11 protein-coding genes and 2 rRNA genes are annotated in these 15,366 nt (G+C 69.1%); 7 read left to right on the top strand and 6 right to left on the bottom strand.

Translation table 11 applies throughout. The features are described from left to right. Positions 1-31: 31 nt before the first annotated feature. Complete coding sequence (locus OG738_RS23040; RefSeq protein ID WP_329044000.1) at positions 32-2,350, bottom strand: TOMM precursor leader peptide-binding protein; 2,319 nt, start codon at positions 2,348-2,350, stop codon at positions 32-34. Between the two features lie 298 nt (positions 2,351-2,648). On the opposite strand from OG738_RS23040, the gene OG738_RS23035 reads away from it, so the two are divergent. From OG738_RS23035 to OG738_RS23010, 6 genes are all read left to right on the top strand, one after another. Beyond that, entirely contained in the window at positions 2,649-3,344 is a 696-nt protein-coding gene (locus OG738_RS23035) for a helix-turn-helix domain-containing protein (protein WP_329043998.1), read from the top strand. 132 nt (positions 3,345-3,476) lie between these two features. Continuing rightward, a complete protein-coding gene (locus OG738_RS23030) occupies positions 3,477-4,052 on the top strand; it encodes a hypothetical protein (protein ID WP_329043997.1) in 576 nt (191 codons plus the stop codon). A 59-nt stretch (positions 4,053-4,111) separates the two neighbouring features. Further along, the gene (locus tag OG738_RS23025; protein WP_329043996.1) at positions 4,112-5,461 is read left to right on the top strand and encodes a copper resistance CopC/CopD family protein; all 1,350 of its coding nucleotides are present in this window, start codon (positions 4,112-4,114) and stop codon (positions 5,459-5,461) included. Positions 5,462-5,666: 205 nt separating this feature from the next. Next, the gene (locus tag OG738_RS23020; protein WP_442875800.1) at positions 5,667-6,302 is read left to right on the top strand and encodes an MgtC/SapB family protein; all 636 of its coding nucleotides are present in this window, start codon (positions 5,667-5,669) and stop codon (positions 6,300-6,302) included. 205 nt (positions 6,303-6,507) lie between these two features. Next, positions 6,508-7,410, top strand: coding sequence for a M protein (locus OG738_RS23015; protein ID WP_329043995.1), 903 nt, complete (start codon positions 6,508-6,510; stop codon positions 7,408-7,410). Between the two features lie 111 nt (positions 7,411-7,521). Further along, positions 7,522-8,211: a CPBP family intramembrane glutamic endopeptidase gene (locus tag OG738_RS23010; RefSeq protein WP_329043994.1), complete on the top strand. Its 690-nt coding sequence runs from the start codon at positions 7,522-7,524 to the stop codon at positions 8,209-8,211. On the opposite strand, the gene OG738_RS23005 is transcribed toward OG738_RS23010, so the two are convergent. From OG738_RS23005 to OG738_RS22995, 3 genes are read right to left on the bottom strand one after another with little or no spacing between them, the layout of a single operon-like run. After that, complete coding sequence (locus OG738_RS23005) at positions 8,208-8,489, bottom strand: metal-sensitive transcriptional regulator (RefSeq protein WP_329043993.1); 282 nt, start codon at positions 8,487-8,489, stop codon at positions 8,208-8,210. The two genes, OG738_RS23010 and OG738_RS23005, sit on opposite strands and share 4 nt — an antisense overlap. A gap of 56 nt (positions 8,490-8,545) precedes the next feature. Further along, the gene (locus OG738_RS23000; protein ID WP_329043991.1) at positions 8,546-10,651 is read right to left on the bottom strand and encodes a heavy metal translocating P-type ATPase; all 2,106 of its coding nucleotides are present in this window, start codon (positions 10,649-10,651) and stop codon (positions 8,546-8,548) included. 3 nt (positions 10,652-10,654) lie between these two features. Continuing rightward, entirely contained in the window at positions 10,655-10,861 is a 207-nt protein-coding gene (locus tag OG738_RS22995) for a heavy-metal-associated domain-containing protein (protein ID WP_329056487.1), read from the bottom strand. 78 nt (positions 10,862-10,939) lie between these two features. On the opposite strand from OG738_RS22995, the gene cobF reads away from it, so the two are divergent. Further along, positions 10,940-11,701, top strand: coding sequence for a precorrin-6A synthase (deacetylating) (gene cobF, locus OG738_RS22990; RefSeq protein ID WP_329056485.1), 762 nt, complete (start codon positions 10,940-10,942; stop codon positions 11,699-11,701). A gap of 290 nt (positions 11,702-11,991) precedes the next feature. Here cobF and rrf read toward each other — a convergent pair. Then, a 5S ribosomal RNA gene (rrf, locus tag OG738_RS22985) occupies positions 11,992-12,108 on the bottom strand. A gap of 80 nt (positions 12,109-12,188) precedes the next feature. After that, positions 12,189-15,313: ribosomal RNA gene (locus tag OG738_RS22980) — 23S ribosomal RNA — on the bottom strand. Between the last annotated feature and the right edge of the window lie 53 nt (positions 15,314-15,366).

Below are 15,366 nucleotides of genomic sequence, written 5' to 3'. Positions count from 1 at the left end.
AACAACGGACATCCAGCGTCCGCCTGCTCTCTCAAAGGAACATCGGGATCGGGTTGAGGCGCTCGTACGGCGTCGGCGCGTCCAGCCGGCCGAGCCGGACCGGGACGTCGAAGAGCCGGCCCGGCGCGAACCGGGCCCAGAACGGGCGCAGGCCGGGCGCGAGCACCTTGACCACCGGGATCCCGACGTCCGGGCGGGTCTGGTCGAGCACCAGCAGTTCCAGGCCGGCGCGACCGAAGACCCGGGCCACCGCGTCGACGTCGTCGCGGACGTCGGCCCGGTTGACGAACGGGAAGTCCGCGGCCGTCCGCATCCGCAGGCCCGCCGCGGGCGGCAGGTACGGCTGGTTCGCGACCGTGGCGTGGGCCAGCCAGCGCCGCGCGTCCGGGTCGTCGAGGGTGTGTCCCGCGGTGTGCACGACGGGCAGCATCTGGTTGAGCTCGGTCACCGCCCGGCGCACGGCCACCCGCGGGTCGAGGTGGGCGCCGAACCCCATCATGATGTCCTCGTGCGGGCCGTCGATCCGCCGCGACAACGCGACGATCACCGGGATCCGCAGGTCGGACGTGATGTCGAGGACCCACAGCTCGCGGCCGATCCCCGCGTAGTTGCCGCCCATCTCGTCGAGCCACGGGTCACCGAAGGACGCGAGGTCGACGCCCGGCACCGGCGTGCGGTTGTACCACCACAGCGCCACGGCGTCGCGTTCGACGAGCTCGAGCGCGCCCTGCAGGATTGCGTCCTCCAGGCTGCTGCCCGCCGCGGCGCCGTTCGAGTCGGCGCGGACGCCGCGCACCGCGCTCTCGGCCGGGGTCCCGTAGTACAGGTAACACGTCGGCAGCAGGCGGCGGCGCCCGGCCGTCGACCACACCGGCGTCCAGTCGGTCACCGCGGAACGGTCGAACGGCTCGCCGATCCGCTGGAAGTCCGCGTGCGCGGCGTTCCAGGCCGCCCGGTCGGCGTACTGCCGGTCGGCGAAGAGCATGCATTCGTTGGGGTGCACGGCTTCCTCGCCCAGCTCGTCGTACGAACCCCGGATGCGCAGCTCGTCGCCCTGGAAGTTGCCGGAAAACCGTTCCGCGGCCTCGCAGAGCGCGCTGACTTCGGCGTCGAGCGGGCTGACGCCCTTGCCGCCGTTCTCGCAGCGCAGGCCGGCCCGCAGCGCGGCCATGCCGGTGACGCCGCGGGCGACGTTGGGCCCGGAGCGGTAGGCGTTGGCGAACCACGGCGCGGCCGGGTCGGGCCGGATCTCCTTGATGATGCCGGTGACCGGGCTGACCAGGTGCCGGTGCCGCTCGAGCATCTGCGCGGGCGTCGCGGTCCGGTGCCCGCCGCCCCCGGTCGTCGCCTTCTTCGCCGGCTGCAGCACGACGGGCTGCGCCGAGCGGCGCGCCACGAGGGACGGCTCGCCGCAGCTTGGGCACTGCGGGCGGCGGCGCAGCTCGTGCAACCGGCCCTGCAGGTCGAGCGTGTCCAGCGTCCACACGCACTCCTGGCCGTGGTGGCGGTAGCCGGCCACCCACTTGGCCGCCTCGAGCGCGACGAGGTGGGCCGCGGCCGCGGTGAGCGGCGGCAGCGCCGAGACCGGGCGGCGGGCCGGCCCGTCGTGACCGAGCTCCTCCTGCACGCACGCCTCGGCGTGCCGGTGCCCCCACAGCCGGTGGGTCAGGCAGTGCCAGCACGCCCCGTCCGGCCGCAGCACCGGGCCGATCCACACCTGGGCGCCGAACGGCCGCGCCGGCAGCCACGGCCGGCCCGCCAGCCGGTGCTGCGCGTCGATCCGGGCCAGCCGCGGGTCGAGGTAGTCGGCGCACAGCACGACCGACAGGTCGGCGGCGCGGGTGTCCGAGCCCACGACGTCCAGACCGGCGCCGGCCAGTGCCCGCTCGACCGCGCCGGGGTCGACGCCGTCGGCGCTGTCGCCCACGGCGACCAGCCGCACGGTGCCCTGGCGCGCGGCGACGACGTCCGCGTCAACCCCGCAGGCGTCCCAGTAGGCCAGCGCGCGTTCGTCGCCGGGCGGGTCCTCGACGGCGCTGCGGAGGGTCACCAGGCCGGCGTCGACCAGCTGCGCCAGCAGCGCGGCGACCTCCTCCGGCGGCATCCCGCCGGGCCGTCCGCGCAGCAGCCGGTCGAGGTCGTGCGTGCCGTCCAGCAACGCCGCCAGCGACTCGATCTTCGCTCCGCGCAAGGCGATCACGCCCTGCTCCGAGAACAGGTAGGCCCCCTTGCCCGCCCGGACCTCCGCCCGCAGGTGCCGCCGGAACGCGGGAGCCCGCGAAGGGGCCGGTGCGTCCGCGGTGCCCCCGCCGTCGTCCGGGACCCGCGCGTCCACCGCTGTCGTGCGCATTGGGCTCTCCTGCCGTTCGTCGAAAGGGCGCGGGACGAGAGACCCCGAATCCTGCGCCACGGCACGGCGGCTCAGCCAGTGCACGGCGCACGGGCGAATCGTGGAAAACGCATGGCCTGGCATGCGGAACGCATGGGGCACACATGTGCGGCTCACTGGCCGCGCACAACGGGGAACCGTCACCGTAGACAGCGACGCCCGTGTCGGCACGGTGCGTCTCGCGAGCACCGTAACGGAGCTCGCGGACCCGCGCGAGCCGGACGCGCCCGGCCTGGCACGAACAAGTGAGGACCCGAGTATGCCTACTTCCGCTCGCACGTACGGACAGTTCTGCGGCCTGGCCCGGGCGCTCGAGATCGTCGGCGAACGCTGGTCACTGCTCGTCGTCCGAGACCTCATGCTCGGCCCGAAGCGCTTCACCGACCTGCAGCGCACCCTCCCGAAGATCCCGGTCAGCATCCTCACCTCCCGGCTGAACGAGCTCGAGGAGGCCGGCGTCGTCCGCCGCCGCGTGCTCTCGCAGCTGGACGCCGGGGTCGTCTACGAGCTCACCGAGTACGGCGCCGAGCTCGACCACATCGTGCTGGACCTCGGCCTGTGGGGTGCCCGCTCGCTGACGTACCCGAAGCCGGACGAGGTCTTCACCCTCGACACCGCGATCATCTCGCTCTACACGACGTTCCAGGAGGAGGCCGCCGCCGGCGTGCACGTCAACTACGAGCTGCACCACCTCGGCGGCGAGATGATCGTGCACGCCATGGTCGACGACGGCGCGGTCAAGGTCTCCGCCGGCTCGCTGCCCGCGGCCGACCTGGTGATCGAGCCGCAGGGACCGGCGATGCTCGACCTGCTCAACGGCAACCTGACCGCCCAGGACGCCCTGAGCAGCGGCAAGGTCCGCGTCCACGGCGAACCGGCGCACCTCGAGCTGTTCACCCGCTTGTTCCACATCCCCCCGGCGCCGGAGCGCGCCAGCGGGCTCGCGGTGCACTGACGCGGTCGCGGCGCACTCCGCCGGACGTCGCAACTCCTGGGAAAAGATCGGCAATCCGGAGTAACCGGCGCCGAACGGGCCACGGTTATCGTCGACGCATCGCCGTCGTCGACTCGCGAAACTGGGGACAGCATGGCCACGTCCGAACTCGCCCGGCCCGCCGGGTTCTTGGGAACGCTCAACGGGAAGCACCACAGCCGGGCCCTCACCGCGTTCATGGTGATCGTGGTCGCGCACTGGGCGGAGCACATCGTCCAGGCGGTCCAGATCTACGGGCTCGGCTGGCCCACCACGCGGGCCCGCGGCATCCTCGGGATGCCGTTCCCGTGGCTCATTTCGCAAGAATGGCTGCACTACGGCTACGCGCTCGTGATGCTGGTGTTCCTGTGGATCCTGCGGCACGGGTTCGCCGGCCGGTCGCGGCAGTGGTGGAACCTGGCGCTGGCCATCCAGTTCTGGCACCACATCGAGCACCTGCTGCTGTTCGTCCAGGCCCAGACGGGCTGGCGGCTGGCGGGGCAGAAGGTGCCCACGAGCATCATCCAGCTGCTCGTGCCGCGGGTCGAGCTGCACCTGTTCTACAACACGATCGTCACCATCCCGATGATCGTCGCGGTCGTGCTGCACCGGCGGGCCTCGGCCGCCGAGCACGAGCTGACCGGCTGCACCTGCGGCCTGCCGGAGCGGCCCTCGCTCGCCGCGGCATGAGCGAGCTCGCGAGCTGCGCTGGCCGCTCAGGCCGCACCGAGCGTCGGCGAGGTGTGCGCATGAGCGGCCGGACCGTGCGGCGGGCACTGGCCCTGCTGGCCTTCCTGGCCGGCTGGCTGGTGCTCACCGCCGCACCGGCGTCGGCACACGTCGAAATCATCTCCGCCACCCCCGGCGACGGCACGCGGCTGACCACGGCGCCGGCGCAGGTGTCGGTCACGCTGTCGGAGAACATCGGCATCCAGCCCGGCTCGCTCAAGGTGGTCGACACCCAGGGCACGGCCGTCGACACCGGGCCGGTGTTCCAGCCCGGCGACGTCGCCGAGCAGGTCGCCGTCCGGCTGCGGCCGGGCCTGCCCGACGGCAGCTACCTGGTCGAGTACGCCTTCATCTCCGCCGACTCGCACCCGGTGCGCGGCACGTTCGCGTTCGTGGTCGGCTCGGGACCGCTGATCACGTCGGCGGGCGCGGTCGCCGCCGCGACCGGCACCGACCCGGCGGTCGACGTCGTCTCGACGGTCGTGCGCTGGCTGTCCTACGCCGGCGTGGTCCTGCTTGGCGGCCTGGTGTTCCTCCTGGCCGTCCGCCCGGGCGGACGGGCGGACCCGCGGGCGCGGCGCGTGCTGCGGTGGGGTGCCTGGCTGACGGCGGGCACCGCGGTCGCCACCGGCCTGTTGCAGGGCCCGTATGCGGCCGGGCGCGGCCTCGGCGGGCTCTTCGACACCGGCCTGCTGGCCGACACGCTCCGGTTGCCCTACGGCAAGCTGCTGCTGCTCCGGCTGGCCGCGGCCGGCGTACTGGCGTTCGTGCTGCCGCGGCTGCTGGGCCCGCCGCTGCCCGAGCGGCGACGCGGGAGGCTCGAGAACCTCGCGATCGTCACCGGGGTGGCGGTGCTGCTGACGTTCTCCGCGAGCGGGCACCCGGTGACGGACCCGATCATGTACTTCTCGGTGGGCGCGGACCTGGTGCACTGGGGCGCGATCGCGGTGTGGGCCGGCGGTTTGGTCCAGCTGGCCCTCTGCTTGGCCCGCCCGGCGCCGGAGGAGGACCTCGGCCCGGTGGTGAGCAGGTTCTCCCGGCTGGCGATGACCTGCGTAACCCTGATCGCGATCAGCGGCGGCGTACTGGCCCTGCGGATCGTGCCCTCGGTGTCGGCGCTGTGGACGACCACGTACGGCTGGCTCCTGCTGGCGAAGATCACCGGGTTCGTGGCCCTGCTGGCGGTGGCGAACACCGCCCGCCGCGCGGTCCAGCGCGGAGTGACGGCCGACCGCACCGGAGGAGGCGGCACGGCGGTGCTGACCTCCCAGCTGCGACGGCTCCGGCTCGCGGTGACGGCCGAGGTGACGCTGGCATCGGTGGTCCTGGCACTGGCAGCGGTGCTCACGGCCAGCCCGCCCGGCGGCTGAGACTCGCAGCGGCGACCCGGGGTGACACTGGCATCAGTCGCCCCGGCACCGGCAACGGCGCGTACCGCCACCCCACCCGGCCGACTCGCTGTCACGCGTCCCCACCTCACCTGGCACGATCGGGCTTCCGGCCCAGTGTGCCCAGGTGACGGCCCCGGCGGTGCTCCCCGCGTGCCGACACCGCCGACTCCGGGAGGTAGTGATCTTGACCACCCTGTGGTCCACGACGGCGCAGTGGCAGCTGCTGCCGCCGGTCCTGCTCGCGCTGCTGCTCAGCGTCGCCATCGGGCTCGAGCGCGAAGCCGGCATGAAGGCCGCCGGGCTGCGGACGCACAGCCTGGTCGGCGTCGGCGCGGCCGTGTTCATGCTGGTGTCGAAGTACGGCTTCGCCGACCTGCTCGGCTTCGACCACGTCGCGCTCGACCCGTCGCGGATCGCCGCGCAGATCGTGTCCGGCATCGGCTTCATCGGCGGCGGCCTGATCTTCGTCCGCCGCGACGCCGTGCGCGGCCTGACGACGGCGGCGACGATCTGGCTCACCGCCGCGGTCGGCACGGCCTGCGGTGCCGGGCTGCCGGTGCTCGCCGTCGGCACGACGGTCGGGCACTTCGTGGTGACCCGCGGCTTCCCGCCGCTGCAGCGGTTCGTCGCGCGGCACCGGCGTGAACCACCCGTCGTGCGGTTGAGCTACCTCGACGGCCACGGCGTGCTGCGCGCGGCACTCGCCGCGTGCACCGGACGCGGGTGGTCGGGTGCACCACGTCGAGGTCGACCACGAGCCGGTTTCCGAGGAGGGGCAACGGATCGCGGTCGTCACGCTGCGCCTCGACGGCCGCGGTGATCTCTACGACCTCGCCGCCGAGCTCGCCGAACTGCCGGGCGTGCGGAGCACGTCCACCGGCGCCGGGGAACCGCTCGACGAATGATCGCCCGCCCGGGCAGCGCGCGGGGGCGGGTTTGCGGCACACTGGGGTGCAGACGGAATTCCCCGGTACCGCAAGGAAAACGTGCGGCCGAGGAGAAACCATCCAATTCGGAGGTGAGGCATGGCCCCCGGCGGCGGCGAGGACGTGGCGCAGACGCAGCCCGGATTCGACCTGGCGTGGCGCGGATTTCACCGCGCCCAGGTCGCTGAGTACGTCGCGTGGGCCGAGGCCGAGATCCGCAGGCTCACCGCCGAACGCGACTCCGCGCGGCAGCGCGTGTCGGTGATCGCCGAGGACAACCGCGAGCTCCGGCTGAAGATCGACCGGATCAGCCGGACGCCGATCGAACCGGACGCGCTGCAGGAGCGCTCGCGCCGGATGATCGAGCTCACCCGCGAGGAAGCGGCCGAAATCACCGCGCAGGCAAGGGAAACCGCGGACCGCATCCGGCGCGAGGCCGAGCAGGAGGCCGTCCGGCTCACCGAGAAGGAACGCCGGCTGGTCGCCGAAGCCGAGGCCGAGCGTGAGCGGCAGCGCGCCGAGCACGAGGAATTCGTGCGCGCGGCCGAGCAACGCCGTCGTGAGCTCGACGAAGCCGCCGCGCACCGCCGCGCCCGGCTCGAAGAGGACCACACGCGGGCGATGACGGTCCGCCGGGCCGACGCGATGCGCGAACTGGCCGAGGGGGAAGCAGCCGCCCGGGCGAAGGCGGAGCAGCTGGTCGCCGCCGGGAAGCGCGAGCTGGCCGCCGCCTCGGCCAAGGCCGAGAACCTGGTCGCCGAAGCCACTCGCCACGGAGAAACGCTGGTCGAGGCGGCCGAACGCGAGGTCGCTGAGCTCAACGACGTCCGCGACAAGCTGAAGGCGAGCCTCACCGGCTGCCGCTCCTTGCTGGCCGAAGCGGCCGTCGCCCTCGACGACCGCCCGGCACCGTTCGATCCGGAGGCCACGCTGCCGATGTCGAAGAGAGTGCCGGTCCAGCGGCGCTCACCGGCCGGCGACCTCACCGACGCCGTGGGCTGAACCTTGTCGCCCGGCCGGGGACCCTCCATGATCAGGAGACCGGCTGAGAGGGGGACGCCCGTGCGAACGACGTTCGCGGGATCCGCCCGGGCCGCGGAAAGCCCGTCGCCGATGTCTCTCCGTCGGGTGTCGGCCCTGGTCGTGGCGGTGGTGACGCTCGCCGCGTCGACGACGCTGGCCAACCGCGTGCTGCCCGGCTGGGCGTACCCGGTGTGCGGGCTGGTCGCCGCGGTGGTCCTGGTCGTCCTGGGGCGCGCGGCCGGGTGCACGTGGACCGACCTGGGTCTGAGCCGCTTGCGGCGGCCGGCGCTGGCCGGGCTGGCCGGGGCCGGGCTGATGGCGGTGGTGTTCGGGATCGCGCTGGCCGTGCCGGCGCTGCGCACGGTGTACCAGGACGGCCGCGTCGGCGACCCGGACTTCGGGCAGCTGCTGTGGCTGACCTGCGGCCGGATCCTGTTCGGGACGGTCCTCATCGAGGAGATCGCGTTCCGCGGGGTGCTCCCGGGCCTGTTCGGCGCGACGGACGAGCGCTGGAGCTGGCCCCCGATCCTCTGCTCGGCGGCGCTGTTCGGGCTCTGGCACGCGCTCCCCGCGCTGGCGATCGGCCGCAACGCCGCGGTGCACGCGGTGTTCGGGTCGACGCCGGTGGTGGTGCTCCAGGTGCTGGCGATGGCCGCGGCGGGGGTCGCGGGCATCTTCCTGCACTGGTGGCGCCACCTCGGGCGCGGCGTGCTCGCGTCGGTGATCGTGCACTTCGTGACGAACGCCGGCGGCCTCACGCTCGCCGTGCTGGTGCGCTAGGAACGCACCAGCCGCGCGATGGCGTCGGACGCTTCCCGCACCTTCAGATCCGCTTCGTCGCCGCCGGCCGCGGCCGCCTGGACGACGCAGGTCGCCAGGTGCTCGTCGAGCAGCTCCAGCGAGAACGACTGCAGCGCCTTCGTCGCCGCGGAGACCTGGGTCAGGATGTCGATGCAGTACTTGTCCTGCTCGACCATGCGCTGCAGCCCGCGGATCTGCCCCTCGATCCGGCGCAGCCGCTTGAGGTAGGCCTCCCGCTCACTGCCGTAACCCGTCATCGCGCACCCGTCCCCATCCTCGACGTCCCTGACGACCGACTATACCCTCCGGGGGTTCAGCGGAAGCGGCGCAGCCGGAGGCTGTTGCTCACCACGAACGCCGACGAGCACGCCATCGCCGCGCCCGCGATCATCGGGTTGAGCAGGCCGAGCGCCGCGAGGGGAATGGCCGCGACGTTGTAGGCGAACGCCCAGAACAGGTTGCCCTTGATCGTCGCCAGCGTCCGCCGGGCCAGGCGGATCGCGTCGGCCGCGACCCGCAGGTCGCCGCGCACGAGCGTCAGGTCGCTCGCTTCGATGGCCGCGTCGGTGCCGGTGCCCATGGCCAGGCCCAGGTCGGCCTGGGCGAGCGCGGCCGCGTCGTTGACGCCGTCGCCGACCATCGCGACCACGCGGCCCTCGGCCTGCAACCGCTTGACGACGTCGACCTTGCCCTCTGGCAGCACCTCGGCGACGACCTCGTCGATCCCCGCCTCGGCGGCGATCGCCCGGGCCGTGCCCGCGTTGTCGCCGGTCAGCAGCACCGGCGTCAGGCCGAGTTCGCGCAGTTCGGCGACGGCCCGCGCGGACGTCGGCTTGATCGTGTCGGCGACGGCCAGGGTGCCGCGGACCTCGCCGTCCCAGGTGACGGCGACCGTGGTGGCGTCGCCTTCGCCTCGCCCGACGCTGACCGTGCGCCCGTCGACCACTCCGGTCACGCCGACGCCGGGAGTGCTGCGGAAGTCCGTGACGGCGGGCAGCGCGCCGAACCGCTCGCGGGCGGCGTCCGCGATGGCGCGGCCGATCGGGTGCTCGGACGCGACCTCGACGGCACCCGCGAGCCGCAGCACCTCGCCGTCGCCCTCGACGAGCGTCATCCGGCCGGTGGTCACCGTGCCGGTCTTGTCCAGGACCACGGTGTCGACGCACCGGGTGGACTCCAGCACCTCGGGCCCCTTGATGAGGATGCCGAGCTGCGCGCCCCGGCCGGTGCCGACCAGCAACGCCGTCGGCGTCGCGAGGCCGAGCGCGCACGGGCAGGCGATGATCAGCACGGCGACGGCCGCGGTGAACGCTTCTTCGGGACTTCCGCCGGTCGCCAGCCAGCCGACCAGGGTCGCCAGGGCCAGGAGGACGACCACCGGGACGAACACCGCCGAGACCCGGTCGGCGAGCCGCTGGACCTCGGCCTTGCCGTTCTGCGCCGACTCGACGAGCCGCGCCAGCTGCGCCAGCCGGGTGTCCGCGCCGACGCGGGTGGCCCGCACGAGCAGCCGCCCGCCGACGTTGACGGTGGCGCCGACGACCGCGTCTTCCGGCCCGACCTCGACGGGCACGGACTCGCCGGTCAGCATGCCGGCGTCCACCGCCGAGCCGCCTTCGACGACGACGCCGTCGGTGGCGATCTTCTCGCCCGGCCGGACGACGAAGACGTCGCCGGCCTGCAGGTCCTCGACCGGGATCAGGTGCTCGTCGCCACCGCGGAGCACCGTGACGTCCTTCGCGCCGAGGTCCATGAGCGCGCGCAGGGCGGCGCCGGCGCGGCGCTTGGACCGGGCCTCGAAGAAGCGGCCGGCCAGGATGAACGTGGTGACCGCGGCGGCCACTTCGAAGTAGAGGCTGTCGCCGGCCGGGCCCGCGCTGATCAGCTCGAAGCCGTGGCGCATGCCGATCTCGCCGGCCATGCCGAAGAAGAGCGCGTACAGCGACCAAGCCACCGAAGCGACGACGCCGAGGGAGATCAGCGTGTCCATCGTGGCGGTCAGGTGGCGCAGGTTGACCGCCGCGGCGCGGTGGAACGGCCACGCGCCCCAGGTCACGACCGGGGCGGCGAGGACGAGCGAGACCCACTGCCAATAGTCGAACTGCCAGGCCGGAACCATCGCGAGGGCCAGCAGCGGGAGTGTGAGCGCCGCCGAAAGGAGCAAACGCTTGCGCAGCGTCGGCCTCTCGGCCGGCTCTTCGGGCTCGGGGAGCCGCGCGGAGTACCCAGCGGCTTCGACGACGGCCCTGAGGTCGTCGATCGTCAGCTCGTCCGGGTAGCTGACCTGGGCCTTCTCGGTGGCGTAGTTGACGGTCGCGGTGACGCCGCCGACCTTGTTGAGCTTGCGCTCGACACGCGCGGCGCACGACGCGCACGTCATGCCGCCGATGGCGAGCTCGACACGGGTCGCGGTGGTCACGGCTCAGGCACCCAGGCGGTAGCCGGCCTCGGTGACGGCCGCGGCGACGGCGTCCGTGGCCAGCGGGGTGTCGCTGGTCACGGTGACGCGGCCGCTCGCGACGTCGACGTCCACGCTGTGGACCCCGGCGAGCTCGGAGACCTCTTCGTGGACCGACGTGGCGCAGTGTCCGCAGGTCATGCCCTCGACGGAGTAGGTCGTCCGGGTCATCGGCAGCTCCTTTCGTGGTCCTTCCTTTATACCCATCGGGGGTAGGGGTTCTCCACCGGCCCCCGGCAGACTCGCGGGATGCGGAAGCTCTACGCGATCGGGATCGGCGCCGGTGACCCGGAGCACCTCACGGTGCAGGCGATCGACCGGCTCAACCGCGTCGACGTCTTCTTCGTGCTCGACAAGGGGACGGAGAAGGCCGACCTGGTCCGGGTGCGGCAGGAGATCCTCGACCGGTTCGTCACCCGTCCTCACCGCATCGTGCTGGTCGCGGATCCACCCCGGGACCGTACGCCGGAGGACTACCGGGCAGCGGTGGCCGACTGGCACGCGGCGCGGGCGGCGGTCTACGAGCAGCTCCTGCTGTCGGAGCTGGACGAGTCGTCGACGGGCGCGTTCCTGGTGTGGGGCGACCCGTCGCTGTACGACAGCACGATCGCGCTGATCGAGGCGGTGCTGGCGCGCGGCAACATGGCGTTCGAGTACGAGGTGATCCCGGGGATCAGCAGCATTTCGGCACTGGTGGCCCGCCACCGGACGACGATGAACCAGATCGGCCGCGCGGTCCAGCTGACCACGGGCCGCCGCCTGGCAACGGGCTGGCCGTCGGGAGTCGACGACGTGTTCGTGCTTTTGGACGCCCACACGACGTTCGACCGCTACACGGACACCGGCCTGCACATCTTCTGGGGCGCGTACGTCGGCACGCCCGACGAAATCCTCATCTCGGGTCCGCTGACCCAGGCGCTGGCGGCCCGGATCCGCTCGTCGCGAGCCGAGGCCCGCGAACGGCACGGCTGGATCATGGACACCTACCTGCTCCGCCGTCCCGCGGACTAACCGTGTCGCCCCGCCAATCACGAGTGATGCCCCTGCAGGCACGCATGATGCCTCTCCAATCACGCGAGATGCCCGGTCAGTCACGCGAGATCCGGCTTCAATCACACGAGTTCCGGCTCCGATCACGTGAGTTCCGGTTCTGATCACGCCAGTTCCGGCCTCAGTCACGCCGGCGAGGGTGCTGGAAGGGTCAACTCGCGTGATTGGAGGGGCGACACGGCCGGATTTGGGTATGAGAAAAGGCCCCGGGAGAACCAGCAGGTTCTCGACCGGGGCCTTCCCCAACGTGAGTTCGGCGGTGTCCTACTCTCCCACAACCCTTCGGCTGCAGTACCATCGGCGCTATCAGGCTTAGCTTCCGGGTTCGGAATGGGACCGGGCGTTTCCCTGACGCTAAAACCACCGAAACACTACGAAACAACACATCTGCTCAACACAGAGCAGCGTGTGGTGTTTCAGAACCGTAGAGTGGATGCGTAACACCTTCGTAGGCAAGTCCTCGGCCTATTAGTACCAGTCAACTCGACAACACATTACTGTGCTTCCATCTCTGGCCTATCAACCCAATGGTCTCTTGGGGGCCTTAACCCACAAAGGGTGGGATACCTCATCTTGGAACAGGCTTCCCGCTTAGATGCCTTCAGCGGTTATCCCTTCCGAACGTGGCCAACCAGCCATGCCCCTGGCGGGACAACTGGCACACCAGAGGTTCGTCCGTCCCGGTCCTCTCGTACTAGGGACAGCCTTCCTCAAGTATCCTACGCGCGCGGCGGATAGGGACCGAACTGTCTCACGACGTTCTAAACCCAGCTCGCGTGCCGCTTTAATGGGCGAACAGCCCAACCCTTGGGACCTACTCCGGCCCCAGGATGCGACGAGCCGACATCGAGGTGCCAAACCATGCCGTCGATATGGACTCTTGGGCAAGATCAGCCTGTTATCCCCGGGGTACCTTTTATCCGTTGAGCGACACCCCTTCCACCAGGAGGTGCCGGATCACTAGTCCCGACTTTCGTCCCTGCTCGACATGTCTGTCTCACAGTCAAGCTCCCTTGTGCACTTGCACTCAACACCTGATTGCCAACCAGGCTGAGGGAACCTTTGGGCGCCTCCGTTACTCTTTAGGAGGCAACCGCCCCAGTTAAACTACCCATCAGGCACTGTCCCTGAACCAGATCATGGCCCGAGGTTCAGATTCCCAATTCGACCAGAGTGGTATTTCAACAACGACTCCACAGCCACTAGCGTGACCACTTCACAGTCTCCCACCTATCCTACACAAGCCGAACCGAAAACCAATACCAAACTATAGTAAAGGTCCCGGGGTCTTTCCGTCCTGCCGCGCGTAACGAGCATCTTTACTCGTAGTGCAATTTCGCCGGGCCTGTGGTTGAGACAGCCGGAAAGTCGTTACGCCATTCGTGCAGGTCGGAACTTACCCGACAAGGAATTTCGCTACCTTAGGATGGTTATAGTTACCACCGCCGTTTACTGGCGCTTAAATTCTCAGCTTCACCCCCAAAGGGAGTTAACCGGTCCTCTTAACGTTCCAGCACCGGGCAGGCGTCAGTCCATATACATCGTCTTGCGACTTCGCATGGACCTGTGTTTTTAGTAAACAGTCGCTTTCCGCTGGTCTCTGCGGCCACCCACCCCTAGCCCGAAAAAGGCTTCAGAGTGTTTGGCCCCCCTTCTCCCGAAGTTACGGGGGCATTTTGCCGAGTTCCTTAACCACAGTTCACCCGATCGCCTTGGTATTCTCTACCTGACCACCTGTGTTGGTTTGGGGTACGGGCCGTGCATGCACTCACTAGAGGCTTTTCTCGGCAGCATAGGATCACTCTACTTCGCCTCAAACGGCTACGCATCACGTCTCAACCTATATGGAACACGGATTTGCCTATGTTCCGGCCTACACGCTTACACCAGGACAACCATCGCCTGGCGGAGCTACCTTCCTGCGTCACCCCATCGCTTGACTACTACGAAATCAGGCCCCACGCTCCACACACCCAACTAGGTCCGAAGACTTCGCCGAGCGGCTTCGGGTGGTTAGTATCAAACGCCTCGTCATGGGCGCACATGCTCGGGTACGGGAATATCAACCCGTTGTCCATCGACTACGCCTGTCGGCCTCGCCTTAGGTCCCGACTTACCCTGGGCGGATTAGCCTGGCCCAGGAACCCTTGGTCATCCGGCGGCAGAGTTTCTCACTCTGCATTCGCTACTCATGCCTGCATTCTCACTCCCACACCCTCCACGACTGGCTTCCGCCGCCGCTTCCCCGGATGCAGGACGCTCCCCTACCCATCCACACCACTAGATCGTTCCCTCAAGGAGAACAACCGATGTATTGCATGAATGACACAGCTTCGGCGGTGTGCTTAAGCCCCGCTACATTGTCGGCGCAGGACCACTTGACCAGTGAGCTATTACGCACTCTTTCAAGGGTGGCTGCTTCTAAGCCAACCTCCTGGTTGTCTGGGCAATCCCACATCCTTTCCCACTGAGCACACACTTAGGGGCCTTAGCTGGTGTTCTGGGCTGTTTCCCTCTCGACGACGAAGCTTATCCCCCGCCGTCTCACTGCCACGCTCTCACACTACGGTATTCGGAGTTTGGTTGATTTCGGTAACCCGGTAAGGCCCCTAGACCATCCAGTAGCTCTACCCCCGCAGAGAAACACGTGACGCTGCACCTAAATGCATTTCGGGGAGAACCAGCTATCACGGAGTTTGATTGGCCTTTCACCCCTACCCACAGCTCATCCCCTCAGTTTTCAACCTAAGTGGGTTCGGGCCTCCACGACGTCTTACCGTCGCTTCACCCTGGCCATGGGTAGATCACTCCGCTTCGGGTCTAGACCACGCGACTCATACGCCCTATTCAGACTCGCTTTCGCTACGGCTACCCCACACGGGTTAACCTCGCCACGCAGCACTAACTCGCAGGCTCATTCTTCAAAAGGCACGCCATCACCCAACAAGTGAGCTCTGACGGCTTGTAGGCACACGGTTTCAGGTACTCTTTCACTCCCCTCCCGGGGTACTTTTCATCTTTCCCTCACGGTACTCGTCCGCTATCGGTCTTCAGGAAGTATTTAGGCTTACCGGGTGGTCCCGGCAGATTCACAGCAAATTCCACGAGCTCGCTGCTACTCGGGAACACCACCAAGGTCCTTGCCACTGATTTTCGCGTACGGGGCTCTCACCCACTCCGGCCCGCCATCCCAAGCGGTTCCACTAACCAGCACAACAACCCGAAGAAATGTCAGTCTCTTCAAGGCGGGTCCCACAACACCGCATACACAACGCCTGACAGCTTGACATGTACACGGTTTAGCCTCTTCCGCTTTCGCTCGCCACTACTCACGGAATCACGGTTGTTTTCTCTTCCTACGGGTACTGAGATGTTTCACTTCCCCGCGTTCCCTCCACACACCCTATATATTCAGGTGCGGGTAACACCACATCACTGGTGCTGGGTTTCCCCATTCGGAAATCCTCGGATCACAGCTCGGTTGACAGCTCCCCGAGGCTTATCGCAGCCTCCTACGTCCTTCATCGGCTCCTGAAGCCAAGACATCCACCATGTGCCCTTAACAACTTGACCACAAAGATGCTCGCATCCACTCTACAGTTCTCAAACACCACACCAGAAACAAC

Origin of the sequence: Amycolatopsis sp. NBC_01488, assembly GCF_036227105.1 — a bacterium.
GTDB lineage: Bacteria > Actinomycetota > Actinomycetes > Mycobacteriales > Pseudonocardiaceae > Amycolatopsis.
Note: the sequence above shows the minus strand (reverse complement) of the source record. Positions and strands in the feature narration are given on the sequence as shown.

What these genes read in the sequence shown, in the direction of transcription:
- OG738_RS23025 (WP_329043996.1), top strand. Translation starts at nt 4,112, where the DNA reads ATGAGCGGCCGGACCGTGCGGCGGGCACTGGCCCTGCTGGCCTTCCTG.
- OG738_RS23035 (WP_329043998.1), top strand. Translation starts at nt 2,649, where the DNA reads ATGCCTACTTCCGCTCGCACGTACGGACAGTTCTGCGGCCTGGCCCGG.
- cobF (WP_329056485.1), top strand. Translation starts at nt 10,940, where the DNA reads ATGCGGAAGCTCTACGCGATCGGGATCGGCGCCGGTGACCCGGAGCAC.
- OG738_RS23030 (WP_329043997.1), top strand. Translation starts at nt 3,477, where the DNA reads ATGGCCACGTCCGAACTCGCCCGGCCCGCCGGGTTCTTGGGAACGCTC.
- OG738_RS22995 (WP_329056487.1), bottom strand. Translation starts at nt 10,861, where the DNA reads ATGACCCGGACGACCTACTCCGTCGAGGGCATGACCTGCGGACACTGC.
- OG738_RS23040 (WP_329044000.1), bottom strand. Translation starts at nt 2,350, where the DNA reads ATGCGCACGACAGCGGTGGACGCGCGGGTCCCGGACGACGGCGGGGGC.
- OG738_RS23015 (WP_329043995.1), top strand. Translation starts at nt 6,508, where the DNA reads ATGGCCCCCGGCGGCGGCGAGGACGTGGCGCAGACGCAGCCCGGATTC.
- OG738_RS23005 (WP_329043993.1), bottom strand. Translation starts at nt 8,489, where the DNA reads ATGACGGGTTACGGCAGTGAGCGGGAGGCCTACCTCAAGCGGCTGCGC.
- OG738_RS23010 (WP_329043994.1), top strand. Translation starts at nt 7,522, where the DNA reads ATGTCTCTCCGTCGGGTGTCGGCCCTGGTCGTGGCGGTGGTGACGCTC.